This is a genomic window from Arcticibacter eurypsychrophilus (genome assembly GCF_001730525.1).
GTDB lineage: Bacteria > Bacteroidota > Bacteroidia > Sphingobacteriales > Sphingobacteriaceae > Arcticibacter > Arcticibacter eurypsychrophilus.
This window is the reverse complement of record NZ_MDFN01000011.1, coordinates 108,628-123,720: the sequence shown is the minus strand read 5'-3', so window position 1 is coordinate 123,720 and position 15,093 is coordinate 108,628. Positions and strand designations below refer to the sequence as shown.

Below are 15,093 nucleotides of genomic sequence, written 5' to 3'. Positions count from 1 at the left end.
TTATATTTTACGGATAATTGAATTAAAAGATACTTAAATCGTCTTCATCGAGGGAACCTTTTAAAAAGTTCATTTTGGCATTCTTAATCGTATTTCCCAGATCCCATTTATCGATAGAAGGAATCTCAGTTTCATAATGAATCTTGATGGTTTTTCGCCTTAATTCCTCCAGACGGATAATATTTAAAGTTTCCCTGATTTTAAAAATAGCGTCCTTATCCTCAGGATAGGCCTTTTTGATAGTAGACACATCCTTTAATAACATCGTAGTAGCCAGAAGATCCAGTTTTGGATAATAAAAGGTCCCATTGTTACCAATGCTTTCTTCCAGTTCCATGCCTATTGCTTCCACAGGTTTTATCGTATATGGAGCACACAGCGCAAAAAGCGACTCGATACCTATTTGAGTGGAAATAGCAACCGCAGCACGGATTAGGAAAATACAGCCTATGCCGTATCCGGAGATCTCGCGTGAATTCCATAATCCACATAACTCGCCCGTACCTTTTTGTGCAAATTCCCACACCAGTTTAAATATCTGCGGATCTATAGCTCCCGTAGCCTGTTCAATAGGCAAAGGTTCAGTACCTCCTGCCACTTGTACCCTCGCACCACCATATACTTTTTTACGATCCAACGACTCTACAACAATCACAAATGTCGCCGGATTAAACATCCATTCATTTTTAGATGAAGTAACTTTGGTTACGCCTATGCTTGTCAGTACGTGTGTATGTCCTTCAATAAAGAGTTCGCAGGTTTCCGGTTCATCTACTGCCCGAAATGCTCTTAGCCTTACTTCCGGATTTTCTTTATTTAAGCTATCACTCATTCATATTCTTCAATTAGAGCTGTAAAGCTAGCGATTCATTAAAGATAAGTGCCATTCTCTTACTTATTAAATCAAATATTGCATGGTATTTCCAGCCCATGATTACACTTATACATGTAACCTCAAATTAAAGATTCCGGTAAGAATCTAATATGACTCCCATATAAGTCCCACTTACATGTATTTAAGTCGGACTTTTGTCGGAAACACACTAGTTTTATTTTGCTATCAATAACAATCAGGTTAGTCTAAACCCCTAAATGTCTTGGGTTAGAAATTTGATTGAAGAGATATAAAAGCTACAAATAATTAATTGATACTTTCAATTACACCTTGTTACAAAATAGTCCTTATGTATATAATTCGTTTAAAATTTTTCTTTATGAATCTATAATTTAGATATAATTGTATTTTAAGACACAATTATGGAAAAGACCTATTTAAGTGACTCGGGACCGAAAGTATCATCAGCAATATATGGATTTTATCGCTGGAATGATGAAGCAAGTAATGTTGCGGCCGACATGGAACGAATTGTTAACCTGTGTCTTGAACTAGGCATTAATACCTTTGACCATGGCGATTCGTATGGCTCCTATCAGTGTGAAGAATTATTTGGTCAGGCTATCAGCCAAAAATCCTTTAAAAGAGAAGATCTTGTCATATTTACAAAGTGTGGATTGAGAGTTCCGCATAGTAGTCAGCCTGGCGTTCGCATAAAACACTACGATACCTCCAGCAAGCATATTTTAGCATCGGTAGAAAACTCATTACGGAAGCTACGTACCGATTATATTGATATCTTTTTGCTTAATCATCTCGATCCGATCTCTAATATTGAAGAAACGGCTCTAACATTAACGCAACTTAAAAATTCAGGAAAAATAAAGAATATTGGAATCACAAACTTTTCAGTATTTCAACACCAGTTGCTTGCATCATTTTTAAATGCACCAATAGTAACCAATCATATCGAGCTAAATTTATTAAATACATCGGCCCTGGATAATGGTCAGATTGATTATATCAAGCAAAGGTATATGAAACCTTTAGCATCCGCCCCTCTGGCGGATGGAAGGATTGCTCATGGCAAGGACGACCTTGCAATTAAAGTTAGGATGAAGCTGCAGAAAATTGCAGTAAAATATGAGATGGATATCGAATCAGTAGCAGTAGCATGGTTGATAAAACTTGGAGCGCTTCCTTTAATAGGTACCAGAGAAGAGCAGAGAATAAGAAATATCGTAAAGGCTTTTGACATTGATCTGGATCATCAGGACTGGTATGAGCTTTACGCTACTTCCAGAGAGGATATTTATTTAAAATAAAAAAGTCCGGACCAGGAGGTTCGGACTAATTTTCCTTTCAACTCATTAAGAATGTTTCTACGACAAACATACAATCACATGCCTATTTAAAAAATGATCATCATCATTCTTTATAAATAAATATTTTTTTTCTAATTTTTCTAACAGAAATAGCGGTTAAATGCAAACAATTTGCTTTACAGAACCTTATTGAAAGATTAAGAGCTTAATTTGACACGTATGACAACTGAAAAGAAAACCGAAGAAACAGAAGGAATTTCCGCTTATTCTGTAAAAACTAAGACTAAAAATGTTCCGATGATTGATCCAGTGATCGACATTAAGTCAGGAAGATATATTGCTACTGGTAAAGATAGCGAAGGAAACAAGATGGCCGCCATCCTTGGTAAGGTTAAAGCTGAAGAACATGTTAAATCTGGTGTAGCCACTAAGGGCTCCGGCTGGGATTAGTAATTTAAAAATAGGTCTGAAAATGAAAAATTTTCCGTTTAAAGAACAGAATGTGGTGTAAACGACAATCCGTTCTTTAAACGAAGGGCACCTATTACTATCAAATTTCCTTTGCCAAAATATATAAAGCAAATGGAGTAATGAAGGCAATAACGGCTACCGCATTTCCTATGATAAATGCCAAAATTGTAATCTTGTTAATCTCTGCTGGTTCTTCAAAAAATTCTTTCGCTTTCATTTCTTTCCTTCGTTGTTCTATGTAAATAAACGAGAAATTTTGTTACAATTTTCCCATTAAATAACTTTTAAGAAAATGTTAAGCTTTTTTTATTTCCATTGAAGTTTCAATTCTAATTAGATGATTTTCACTGATTTTTGATAAGATAAGCGAGAAATATCAACCTAATTAATTCCAGCAAATCGCTTCTAAAAATCGTTAATTGTCACTTCAAGAGCCTAAAAGCGCATTTTTTGATGGTTAGACAACTATTATTCCATTTATTGCATGTCTTTATTAAGGGAAAAACAAATCTGATTTCTCGAATTAGGACCTATTCTTCTATAAAAAAAGCTCCGTATTTCGGATTGGGTAATTTCCCAGATATTTAGCAGCGTCTCCACTCTTCACAAATTTGTTTACATATTCCAGATGTTTATCATGATGCAGATCAGACCCTACAACGTCTATCATGTTTTCTTTGATTAGCATCAACGCAATTTGCTTAACCGCTTTTCCATAATAACCTGCCAGGGAAAGCAGATTAAGCTGAAACAGGCATCCCTGTTCTTTCATGCGGCGCAATTGTTGAAAATTATTGTGGTAATAGATATACCGTTCCGGATGAGCAAGTACGGGTAAATAGCCTTTGATATTTAAATCGAAGATAAATTGATCTATATTACGGGTTTCAACTTGATAGGACATCTCAACAAGAACATATTTCCCCTTTAAGCATAATATCTGATCGTTTTTTAAGAGATCTAAAAAATCTAGATCCATCATGTACTCGGCGGCAGCATTCACTTCTACATCTATATGCCGAAGAACAAGCTCTTTCCTCAGAGACTCAAGTACAGGAGTAATTGTATCCACGTTATTGGGATAAACTTCAGTAAAAATATGCGGGGTGCAGATAAACTTCTTGATTCCTAATTCAGAAAGGCCCTTAATATAGGATATGGAACTGGTCATATCTCTGGAGCCATCGTCTATCCCCGGCAGAATATGTGAGTGTATATCTACGCCCATCCATTCTAAGGTGACATTAGTTGGTTTTTTGGAGAAAAAATTAAATGATGAGAACATAGATGCAAATTTAGAAAATAAAAAGAGGGAAAGCATAAGCTTGTCCCTCTTTAACAACACTAAACCAACATAAAACCTTTATTGTTTGATAGTAGTTTTTTTTCTATATAATACGTATTGCTAAATATTGAAAAATTAGAATGCATATACTGCCGCCAGAGAAAATTGAGATGCACTTTTTGTGAAATCACCGTTTTTCTTTAGAAATCTATCCGCTTCAGATGTATTATCCAATCTTAGTTCAGGTATGAAAGTAAGTCCGCCTGCTTTTACATTTGCAGTTAAAGTGAATGCTTTTACTGAAGTTCCGGAAACCTCTGCAACATCTTTAGATGTGAAGTATTCACCGCGTAGTCCTATGATGAAATTATCAGAAACTCCATATTGAGGATACAAAGCAATACCGCTATAACCAAGGCCACCTGCGTTATCATTCGGCATACTGTAATCTGCAGCGTTTAGGCCTAACTTAAATGCTGGAGTGATCTGATAAGCCGTAGTCAAGTCAAGTATGGTTCCTGATCCTAATATTTCAGAAGATGGAGTTCCATCTCCAAAATCAACATCTGCAATACTAGCAGAACGACCTGTAAGGACATTCAAGTAAGCAGTCCACCCTTCAACTGGAGATAAAGACAATTGTGCTCCAAAGTGAGATACACCATTACGGTCTTTATATACGTTCCAATCGTTAAATACACCAATCATTAATCCTACCTGATCGCTCAATGTAAAGTTTGCCTTGATACCTGCATTTTGAAAAGGACCATTAGTAAACAAGTATGAAGTAGAATAATTGAAATTACCGACCGGAGAGATCACTTCATAGCCAATGAATGTACCCATATAACCACCTGTTACAGAAACTTTCTCATTGAAAGCGTAGGTCATATATAAATTCTGAATATGAAAACTATTTCCGGCCACATCTACGCCATCTCCATTAGGAATAGACTGGTATTGACCTCTTGGGCCAAATGAGAGCTCACCGACAAATGAAGCTTTTCCGGTACTTTTCTTCAGCATCAGATCAATCATTCCCAGGGAGAGTGAATTATTGTCACTGGCGAACGAAGTCCCGATGTTGCCGCTACCACCTTTCGGCTGCGCAAAATCATACTTATAATAGGCATCAACAGAACCGGAAATTTCCAGCGGTGACACACTCGAACTGTCTTGAGCATAGGCAGATGTTGCCACTGCAGCGATTGACATCGCAGTAATGAATCTTTTTAGCATGTTGATAATTAATTTGATTGTTTAAGGTTGCTTTGAGGTACAAGAGTTGCAGAGCGATGAGGCCTCAAAGCCCTGCAACTCATTTTATTATTTTTACTGTTTTAATCATTTATAAAGGCTAAAGTGCATTTTCCTCTGTGGTTATTCCATCTTTAGTAACCAGCAGTGTGCCCTGCATGTATTTTTCATTATGCTGAGAGGCATCAAGTCCTAGTTCTTCTTCCTCTGTGCTAACACGTATTGGTTGAATCAGGTTAATAAGTTTGAAGATCAGGAAGGAAACAGTGAAACTATACACTACAGCAACAGCCATCGCTTTAAACTGAGTAAAAAAGAATTCAGGATTGCCATAGAATAAACCATCAGCACCAGCTCCATTAACTGTTTTAGTAGCAAAAATACCTGTTAAAAGCATCCCTACCATACCACCTACACCATGACAAGCAAATACATCAAGTGTATCATCGATGCGGGAGTTTGTCATTTTATGTGCAACTATATTTGATATAATGGCGGCAATAAATCCAATAAAGATACTTTGTGGAATGGCTACAAATCCTGCACCTGGAGTAATTGCTACCAGACCTACTACAGCACCGATACAAAAGCCAAGAACAGAAGGTTTTTTTCCACGGATGACATCAAAGAACATCCAAGCTAGTCCAGCTGCACCAGCAGCAACATTAGTAGTCATAAAGGCAGAAACAGCAAGTGAATTTGCGCCTAAAGCAGAACCTGCATTAAACCCAAACCATCCAAACCATAATAAACCCGTACCAATCAGTACATAAGGAATATTGGCAGGTGGAACTTCGGTATTTTCAAGGTGAGCTCTACGGCGTTTTAAAACCAATGCACCAGCAAGAGCAGCACATCCGGCTGAAATATGTACTACAGTACCACCTGCAAAATCAAGGGCTCCCATTTTAAAAAGGAAACCTCCCGGATGCCAGCTCCAATGTGCCAATGGGGCATATACGAACAGCATGAATAAAGCGATGAATGTGATATACGATGTAAAACGGATTCTTCCGGCTACAGCACCCACTACCAATCCTGGTGTGATGATCGCAAACATCAATTGGAATATGGAAAATAGCGTTAGAGGAATAGTTGGAGCTCCTGCCCAGGGAGCACCTGAACTTACTCCCTTAAAAAACAGGAATGTTAAAGGATTACCTATTATTCCGTTAACGGAATCGCCAAAGCATAAACTAAAACCGACCACTACCCATAATACGGTAACAATTCCAGCTGCTACCACACTCTTTATCATCGTGGATAGCACATTCTTGCGGTGAACCATTCCTCCATAAAAGAAAGCAAGCCCTGGTGTCATCAAGAACACTAATGCTGTTGCAGTCATGATCCAGGCTATATCTGCACCATTGTAAATTTTTCCCCCGTCATCGAAATTTTGCATGGAAGGAATAAAAACTGACCCTATTGCTGCCATTAGCAGCAAAATAAATGGGATAGTTTGTTTAGCTAAGCTTTTACTCATAATTTTTTTTTTAGTGTTGTTAAATTAAAGATTTGTTGGTATTAGTTAATCTTTAGAGTTTTTTGTATTGATTTTTAAATAAAAATAGGCATTTTTTAGATAATTCATAATTATTTTTGTATTTTTTTTAACTTTATTTCAATAAAACACATATTTACCTCAATTACACAAGACAAAAATTGATTATAAATGATTGTAAAGCGATATTTTACATGAATTTACCACAGATAGTATAAAAAAATAAAAATTAAATATTTTTTTATACTTTAATCATTGGGATCGATCAATTAAAGGAAAGAACACCATAAAATTGAATTTTTGGCTCTAATTACAAAATTGACCCGCTTAAAAAAACATTTCTTCAGAATATCTCTAAATGGAACTTTTAGCTTGAAATACTGTTAACACACTATGAAGATTTACACTTTTCGCTTCGAACAGAAAATGCCTGTGACTATGGAGACTGCATGGGATTTTTTTTCCTCTCCTTTTAACCTCGCACACATAACCCCTTCCTTAGGCTTCAAAATTGTAAGCGATTTAAAAACTGATCAAAAAATGTATCCTGGAATATTAATAGCCTATACCGTAGCACCGTTACTAGGAATTAAAATGGATTGGCTGACAGAGATTACCCATATTACTGAACATGAATATTTCATAGATGAACAACGCTTCGGACCTTTCGCCTTATGGCATCATCAACATCATTTTAAAGAAATAGATCATGGAATAGAAATGAAAGATATTCTAACCTATGCGATACCATATGGTTATGTAGGCAGAATTGCTAATGGAATTACGGTAAAAAGTAAAATTCAAAAGATATTTACTTACAGAGAGAAGAAAATTAACGAAATTTTTGGCACTTATAAAGATATATAAGAGGAACCCTGCACTACATTTTGTTTTTCCAGGTATTTATCCAGATATGTTTGAATACCTGACTTTTTAAGTCCCCAATTAGGTGCGATCAACAAATCCAGATCAGAGATTCCAAACAGCCGCTGAATCACTATATCCGGGCGAAGAAGAGGAATAAATTGGGCAAGAAAAGCTGCATACTCTTCCATTGAAAACAACTTAAAGGGCTCACGTTTGTATTGAACACCCATGATAGAACCCTGCACTACATATAATTGATGGAGTTTAACAAACTTGATCTGCGGAAACCGATTAATTTCAGCTGCATAACGTAACATCATTTCGGTACTTTCCCATGGAAAACCAAATACGGTATGAAGACAAACATCAAGTGTAGAATTCTCCAACAAATTTAAAGTATGCTCTAACTCTTCATGGGTACATCCTCTGTTAATCCGGCTGAGTGTTTCATTATAAATGGATTCCATACCCATTTCAAGATCAACATCAAGTCCCTTATGTGCATAACTTTCAAGAAGCGCGATTTTCTCAGCATCTATACAATCAGGACGGGTTCCAATAGAGAGGCCTACTACTTTATCAGAAGGACATGCATCTAGCGCCTCATCATACATCATTTTTAGGTAGTGCGTCGGAGCGTAGGTATTTGTATTGGGTTGAAAATAAATAATAAATTTATCCGCTTTATAACCATTGACGGCACGCTCGATTCCATTCTCAATCTGCTCGCGGATATTAGAAGTCTGACGTGTAAGTTCAGGTGTGAAGGAATCTACATTGCAATAGGTACAGCCGCCGTAACCTTTGCTGCCATCACGATTTGGACAAGTGAAACCACCGTCTACAATAATTTTGAAGACACGTTGCCCCTCATACTTTTTTTTAAGATAGGCCCCGTATGAATTATAATTTTTATATCCATTATCAACCGTCTTCAGCTTCTCCATTAACACAAAGATAATCAATATGATGTTGTAACTTTGAGAATGCTTCGTATTTACTATAAAAAAGACAGACGACTTATTAAAGAAACTGATCTCGAAGATCTCCGCGATATAGCAATGACCAGTATGGTTTGGGTAGATCTTCAAAATTCTACGATAGAGGAGAAGGTGACCGTAGAAACCTATTTCGATATTAAATACTCTTCGGAAGAAGAATCTCAAGAGATTGAAAGTTCTTCCCGTTTTAGTGAATTTGAAGACGAATTAATCATAAATAGCAATTTCTTATCCATAACCGTAGAGGGTTTTGAATATTGTCCTGTATCTATTATCGTTGAAAAGGGAATTTTATTTACCTATAGGTATAATGACCTGAAAACATTTAGTGAATCAGTCAAAAAGATACGAGCCAGTCCTGCATCTTTTAATAATGGCTACCAGGTATTAATGACTTTATTAGAAACATCCATTGATCTGGATGCCGATTTAATAGAAGCACTAGCGAGGAAGATCGCAAAGCTTAATCAGGATATTATTCTTCGTCAGAAGCGTTCAGATGAAGAAGTGCTGATTCAGATCTCGTCTTTTCAAAACGAAACCATGTCTTTAAGGGAAAATATAATAGACAAGCAACGTTTAATATCAGCCTTAATGAAAAGCAATAGCTTCCCCGAAGAATACATGGCTTTTTTACGTATTATGATTAAGGACATCAATTCTATCCTGGAGCACAATAAATTTGCTTTCGAAAGACTAGAATATCTTCAGGATACGTTTATGGGCTTTGTGAACATTGAACAGAACAGAATCATTAAGATTTTTACCGTAGCTACAGTTGCTTTTATGCCACCTACCTTAATAGCGAGTGTATATGGTATGAATTTCAAGTTAATGCCTGAATTAAACTGGGAATGGGGATATGCTGCAGCAGTTTTGTTTATGATTGCCTCCTCATTATTTACTTTAATCTACTTTAAAAAGAAAAACTGGCTTTAATGAAATATATTTTTACATTTTAACAATATCATTATCTTGATCCACGTTTAAATAAGTCCTAAACACACTTTTGAAAACATTGACGTGAAAGAAATAATATTAGTGGATGATGAACCTTTAATCAATAAAATTCACTCGATGCTGCTTAAATCGACAAATGCAGACCTGCAATTGTCGGTTTTTAAAGATCCTACACTTGGAGTTATTTACGTTAAAAACGCACCTGAGAACAAGCTGGTTTTATTGGATATAAATATGCCCGTGATGAATGCATGGGACTTTCTTGATACCCTTAAAGAGGCTTCTATATGCATAGATGTAGTCATTCTTTCATCATCAATAAATCCTGAAGATATCACCAGAGCTGGAAACTATAAAAACATCAAGGGATTTTTAAATAAACCCCTTAATAAAGCAAACATTATGTGGTTAATAAACGAATCAGGCCTTATTACTGAGTTACCTTCATTAGATACCTGATCAGGTTTTTCATTATTTGAGTTTTTAACAAATAATGGAAAATGGTTATCCCCGATAAAGCACATATTATTCCGGCAAAAACATCTAGAAAGTAGTGATGACTCGTATATACCGCCGCGAACCAGATCCCAATCATGATAATTGCGAATAAGATATTAATATATTTCAGCTTGTTTTTGATACCATAAAAAAGCACCAACAAGGGGTAAGAAGAATGAAGAGAAGGCATTGCAGCGAACACATTGGAACTCCTGGCATATATAGATTTAAAAATTTCTGCTCCGAAGTAAGTATCAAAACGTCCCAATCCAGCTGTATTGCCCAGGGTTATAGGATTAAACACAGTCCCATACTGTTGAATATACCAGGGTGGAGCTGCTGGATGTAGGTAATATATAACAAAACCCATTATATTGATTAACAAGAAAGTTAAAGAAAAGTAAAAAAACTGCTCTCTCTTAGTAAAAAACAAGTACAGGGCAAAAAGCATAGGTACAGGTACCCATGTTAAATAAAAAATACCTGCCGTAACATCCAGAAAAGAATTTTGTTTCAGATCTAAATACTCATTCAAACTCAGAACTTGATTCTGATAATTGATGCCAAATAATTTCTTATCCAAATGATAGATGGGTAATATATCAACTGAATGATAGAGATAATTAGGAATGGCCTTCATATAATCGAAAAGAATCCAATATATAATGAAAATAGAAAATCCGATTATAACTCTTCTGGTTACACCGGATACGTAAAATAAAAAGTTTACTAATGCAGCCAGAAATAGCTGCTCAACTTTAAATCCGATCAGGAAATAAGAAACCAGCGGGTATAAAACAGATAAGATAGTGACTATCCAGCTGTGTTTTTGATTAAAACTCATTACACTTTAATGCGTTCTGTCAATTTCTCTCCTGTAACTGGGTCAGTTGCTTTAAACTCTACATATACTACATTTGGAACCCAGAAAGTCCCCCCTTTTATATGTACATAAATACTATTCAGAATGGCATTTCTATTGGCTACTTTCGAATATACATGATATTTATTATCCTTGCCCTTTTTTAAAGACATCAGATATTTTGGGTAGGAGACAAAGTTAAGTTCAAATTCCTCAGTAGTCACCTGCCTTGAACTAATACCGTAAGCCAGCTTTCGCTGAATATAGCTAAGTTGTGCATATTGCCCCTTTTCCGAATAACGGATCCAATATACATTTACAGGATTCTTTTTATCTGGCTTGCCATTCTCATCTAACTTTAGCTGACAAATGATTGTATTCGAATTCGGATCGCGCTGCAGATAAAAGAGTTGGTTCTTGATATTTTTAGGAACTGGAAAATTAGCAGGTGGATCTATACCTGCTTGAAGTGTTAGAGGAGTAAATGTCGCTAAAGTGAATAACAGAATCAAAACAGCCGCTGTTCCACTCTGTTGCTTTAATGATGTCACCTGAGCATCTTTCTCGTCCAGCGCTTTTTTTGAACCCATAAGCCTTTTTATTGCGGTTATGTTTGTCAGGATAGCCATTATAGTAATCGGGATAGTAAAAATAGACATGGTTTCAAAAACATGAACTGAAATCCCAGGAATAAATAATTTATAGTCACTGCCAATATATTTAGCGCTAATGCCACAGGCAAGTGCAGTAATTCCAATCAGCACAACTCGTTCGGGTCTTTGCATGAAGCCGCCTTTACATTCAATACCCAAGCCTTCTGCTCTTGCCCTGGTGTAGCTCACCATCATGGAGCCGATCATGGCAATAAAAGCAAAAAGAGAGCTCAGGAAATAATGGTGGGATATTAAGTAATAACAAATTCCGAGAAAAAGAAAAAGTTCACTATATCGATCCAGAACAGAATCGTACATGGCACCGAAGGTGGATTTCATATTTCCGAGACGGGCAACCTGACCGTCAAGCATATCAAATACGCCGGCAAATAATACCAGAGCTCCTGCCCATCCTACAAATTGCAAATCACCACGATTTCCCTTTTCTGCACCCATTATAAAAATGGCTGCAACTCCTAAATTCAGTATCAGGCCGATCGTCGTGATTGCATTAGGCGTTAATCCCATTTTTATAAGCATTCTTACAAAAGGATTGATTACTTTATAAATGCTCAACTGCAGACTGGTCCGGATAGACTCAAAAGACATAATTTTAATTATTTATTAACGCAAAGGTAATGTTAGAAATCTAATTTAAAGCGTGTTCTTATACCCCATTCTGAAACTTCAGGATGATCAAGATAATTAAATCGCTTTACCAGATCAATTCGAAGTACCTTAAATATATTGGAGAGGCCTACACTTCCCTCTATATAAGGCGATTTGTCTAACGTATAGGTACTGCGGACCGCGTTTTCATTGGTCGGAAAGCTGTATAACTCATTATGTATACTAGGATTATTTTCATTTCTTAACCCTCCATAAAGGCCTTTAAAGGTGACCACTTCACGCAACTTTAGTTTATTTATCAAAGGCACTTTATTTAAAAAGAATCCATTAAAGCTATGGTCAATATTTAAGCTGGCATAATGGTCACTCACAAACTCTAAAAAATTCATCAGGTTATATGAATTTAACTGATAAGAATAGGTTTGATTCGCCCTATGTATGTCAAGAAGAGGAAAGGGAACTTGTCCAAAGATATAGCCACCTTCAACAGTCACATCTGTATATCCCAACTGTGACAGATAAAACCGTTTATACACATTGCCCAGCAAGTTATGATAGTTGTATTCCCCCTGAAGTATTCCTTTGATCCCTGCGGTATATCTTGCAGTAAATACAGGATTAGGTCCTGGAACCGGAGTACGGTAAATTTTGCTTTGATAGAACTTTTCATTGGGTGCCCAGCGCAATTCAAGTGAGAGTTCGGAGGTATTGAGATCATCATGAGAAACTACGGTATTGTTCTGACTGGAGTTATATTGAAGCGATCCTGCAGGTGATTGATTCCATTTCCTGAATCCAAGCGTATATGAAAAATGGTTTTCAAATTCCTTGATATAATCCAACCTGTAAACGTCATTGTACAACCACTGATTATTATCCCCTCGTTTGAAAGATAATAGAAAATTGTCTTCCTGCACAAACTGCAATTCCTGTCCTGGAATCTTCGTATCCCTTTGAAAACTTGCACGGATATAATTTTGCGGGAACTGGTAAATAGACTTGTTATTCAGTGAATAGGTGGAACTTAAAAAGTACTTCCATTTCTCATCTTTAAAACCATATGCTCCATAGCCTTCAAAATAATAGCGCTTACTGAGTTGGGTAGTGGTTCTGCCCCCAAACCTAAGTCTGAATCCTTCAACCGGATTAAAGCTATAGAAGGTATTTGCCGGACCAATTTCTACAGGTCCAAAAGATTTATATCCAGCTATAAGTAAAGTGGCGATCTCAGCTGTACGCTTGAAGGATGACATATTCTGCAGACTGTCAATATTATGATAGATCCCTTGTTCACTAGCTGCTAAAACCTCATGACGGTTGTCTTTCCAAAACGCTTCTGTATGCACATCGGCACTTTTCACTACTTCCTCCATCGGACCGTTAAATACACTGTCAGGGATAGGTTTATCTATGATATAGTTTTTAAACGATACCATACGCTCACCAAAGACACCACTCCCCTTTGATTTGGAAATCCCGAAGTTGATCTGTAAAGTATTTTTGCTTAAATAATACTGTCCCTTTTCATTCTGATTAAAGTCAAGAGTAGATTCAAAGTCCCGGATAAAGTTTAAATTGATATTTTTATGTACGGTTACTAATGCCTGCTTGACGGCGAACTTGCCATCCTGACTGATATATAGCTTGCCCTGAAACAACATATCGCCTTTGTTTCTTGGAGCGTAGCTTAATTCAATGACTTTCTGATTGTCAATCACTACCGTATCCGTAATGTAATACAGATAAAAATTGGGTGCACTGTTTGCAATAGGGCTCAAAAACTGATTACTTACGACAAAAATGTTATTCTCATAAATATCAATATCCTGATACATCCTGTTCATGTAAGCACTTACTCCTTGCTGATCAATATATTTAGGATCAAAGTCAACCTTTTTCATTGCAAGTATCTTAGTCTTGGTTTGAGAAGGATTCTTCTTATAGTACACTTCAGATAGCTTTTCTTCCATATAAAGAGGAAGAATAGTCTGCCCCCCTATTGCTGTCGAATCCTGATTTTTAAAAAGAAACTGATAGTTTTTAAAAAGCTTTTTTTCTTTGAACTTATCCGACAAATCGCTTAAAGCGAATGAAAGCTTCTCGTACTTTTGATACTCAGCGAAGTCATACCCTTTAACCCTGTTGTTATCTTTATTGGCAATTACCTTTTCAATCAGCTCGACAGCAGGATTATTTTTATTCCTGTATTTTTTCCGTCTTCCTGATTTAACAACAACTTCGGATAATACATTCGCATCCGTTTTTAAGAGTACTTTAATGGTTTGGGGAATTCCTGGAGTGATATTTCTCACTTGTGATATATACCCTACGTATGTAAAAGAAATGGTTTTATAATTGCCACTTAACTGTACATTAAAATTACCGTCGGCATCTGTGCTGAAACCTAACCTGGTCCCTGGTATGGTAACACTGACAAAAGGTAACGTTTCTTTAGTCTTTGCATCAATTACTGTCCCTTTAACCACGGTAGTTTGCGCAAATGACAATTGCACAAAGAATACGGAGATGATGGTAAAAAAGCTAATTTTAATAAACCTGTTGATTGAATCCACTTATTTAAAGACAAAATGTTTTTGTAAAAAATAGTTCCACCCTACGCTAACGAAAAGAGATACAATTACTTTACTATATATATAAGATATGCTCATATAATGAGTGAGAACAAATACCCCAGAAGTATTGAGTATTATATTCCCAATCCAAACTAATACATATCTAAAAGCTTGCAAATGCAACTTTTCACCACGGGCTTGGAACACCCATATTCTACCCAGCGCAAAGTTGGTTAACCCTCCTAATATGTTTCCAGCTAAATTAGATGACACATACCAGTGATTAAAAACCTCCACACTGACTATTGTAGTAGAAAAGTCAATAGCTGTGCCACTAAATGATGCAAGTTGTGCTTTGATGAATTTTTTCAT

Annotated in this window: 15 protein-coding genes; 5 read left to right on the top strand and 10 right to left on the bottom strand. The window is 36.3% G+C overall.

The features are described 5' to 3' along the window. Nucleotides 1-22: 22 nt before the first annotated feature. Nucleotides 23-832 (bottom strand): hypothetical protein, encoded by an 810-nt coding sequence (locus tag BFL47_RS07880; protein ID WP_069659261.1) that lies wholly within the window; start codon nucleotides 830-832, stop codon nucleotides 23-25. Nucleotides 833-1,257: 425 nt separating this feature from the next. Between BFL47_RS07880 and BFL47_RS07875 the strand changes: the two genes are divergently transcribed. Both BFL47_RS07875 and BFL47_RS07870 read left to right on the top strand, forming a co-directional pair. After that, a complete protein-coding gene (locus BFL47_RS07875) occupies nucleotides 1,258-2,160 on the top strand; it encodes an aldo/keto reductase (RefSeq protein WP_069659260.1) in 903 nt (300 codons plus the stop codon). A gap of 219 nt (nucleotides 2,161-2,379) precedes the next feature. Beyond that, nucleotides 2,380-2,610, top strand: coding sequence for a hypothetical protein (locus BFL47_RS07870; RefSeq protein WP_069659259.1), 231 nt, complete (start codon nucleotides 2,380-2,382; stop codon nucleotides 2,608-2,610). 100 nt (nucleotides 2,611-2,710) lie between these two features. Here the strand turns inward: BFL47_RS07870 and BFL47_RS19760 are convergent, their stop codons facing one another. The 4 genes from BFL47_RS19760 to BFL47_RS07855 form a co-directional block, all read right to left on the bottom strand. Further along, nucleotides 2,711-2,848, bottom strand: a complete 138-nt coding sequence (locus BFL47_RS19760) for a hypothetical protein (RefSeq protein WP_170827292.1) — start codon at nucleotides 2,846-2,848, stop codon at nucleotides 2,711-2,713. 321 nt (nucleotides 2,849-3,169) lie between these two features. Further along, the gene (locus BFL47_RS07865) at nucleotides 3,170-3,916 is read right to left on the bottom strand and encodes a tyrosine-protein phosphatase (protein ID WP_069659258.1); all 747 of its coding nucleotides are present in this window, start codon (nucleotides 3,914-3,916) and stop codon (nucleotides 3,170-3,172) included. A gap of 135 nt (nucleotides 3,917-4,051) precedes the next feature. Then, nucleotides 4,052-5,155, bottom strand: coding sequence for a porin (locus tag BFL47_RS07860; RefSeq protein WP_069659257.1), 1,104 nt, complete (start codon nucleotides 5,153-5,155; stop codon nucleotides 4,052-4,054). A gap of 118 nt (nucleotides 5,156-5,273) precedes the next feature. Next, nucleotides 5,274-6,659, bottom strand: a complete 1,386-nt coding sequence (locus tag BFL47_RS07855) for an ammonium transporter (RefSeq protein ID WP_069659256.1) — start codon at nucleotides 6,657-6,659, stop codon at nucleotides 5,274-5,276. A 411-nt stretch (nucleotides 6,660-7,070) separates the two neighbouring features. Between BFL47_RS07855 and BFL47_RS07850 the strand changes: the two genes are divergently transcribed. After that, complete coding sequence (locus BFL47_RS07850; protein ID WP_069659255.1) at nucleotides 7,071-7,544, top strand: SRPBCC family protein; 474 nt, start codon at nucleotides 7,071-7,073, stop codon at nucleotides 7,542-7,544. Here BFL47_RS07850 and BFL47_RS07845 read toward each other — a convergent pair. Then, a complete protein-coding gene (locus BFL47_RS07845) occupies nucleotides 7,529-8,491 on the bottom strand; it encodes a TIGR01212 family radical SAM protein (protein WP_170827291.1) in 963 nt (320 codons plus the stop codon). The genes BFL47_RS07850 and BFL47_RS07845 overlap by 16 nt on opposite strands. 39 nt (nucleotides 8,492-8,530) lie before the next feature. Here BFL47_RS07845 and corA point away from each other — a divergent pair, with 39 nt between their 5' ends. Both corA and BFL47_RS07835 read left to right on the top strand, forming a co-directional pair. Beyond that, a complete protein-coding gene (corA, locus tag BFL47_RS07840) occupies nucleotides 8,531-9,484 on the top strand; it encodes a magnesium/cobalt transporter CorA (protein WP_069659254.1) in 954 nt (317 codons plus the stop codon). Between the two features lie 84 nt (nucleotides 9,485-9,568). Beyond that, entirely contained in the window at nucleotides 9,569-9,964 is a 396-nt protein-coding gene (locus BFL47_RS07835) for a response regulator (RefSeq protein WP_069659253.1), read from the top strand. On the opposite strand, the gene BFL47_RS07830 is transcribed toward BFL47_RS07835, so the two are convergent. The 4 genes from BFL47_RS07830 to BFL47_RS07815 are packed head-to-tail and all read right to left on the bottom strand — an operon-like array spanning nucleotide 9,936 to nucleotide 15,093. Continuing rightward, nucleotides 9,936-10,847 (bottom strand): phosphatase PAP2 family protein, encoded by a 912-nt coding sequence (locus tag BFL47_RS07830; protein WP_069659252.1) that lies wholly within the window; start codon nucleotides 10,845-10,847, stop codon nucleotides 9,936-9,938. The genes BFL47_RS07835 and BFL47_RS07830 overlap by 29 nt on opposite strands. After that, nucleotides 10,847-12,127, bottom strand: a complete 1,281-nt coding sequence (locus tag BFL47_RS07825) for a DUF4833 domain-containing protein (RefSeq protein ID WP_069659251.1) — start codon at nucleotides 12,125-12,127, stop codon at nucleotides 10,847-10,849. Before BFL47_RS07825 ends, BFL47_RS07830 begins: the two co-directional genes overlap by 1 nt. A 32-nt stretch (nucleotides 12,128-12,159) precedes the next feature. Further along, a complete protein-coding gene (locus tag BFL47_RS07820; protein ID WP_069659250.1) occupies nucleotides 12,160-14,721 on the bottom strand; it encodes a DUF5686 and carboxypeptidase-like regulatory domain-containing protein in 2,562 nt (853 codons plus the stop codon). After that, nucleotides 14,722-15,093: a GtrA family protein gene (locus BFL47_RS07815; RefSeq protein ID WP_069659249.1), complete on the bottom strand. Its 372-nt coding sequence runs from the start codon at nucleotides 15,091-15,093 to the stop codon at nucleotides 14,722-14,724.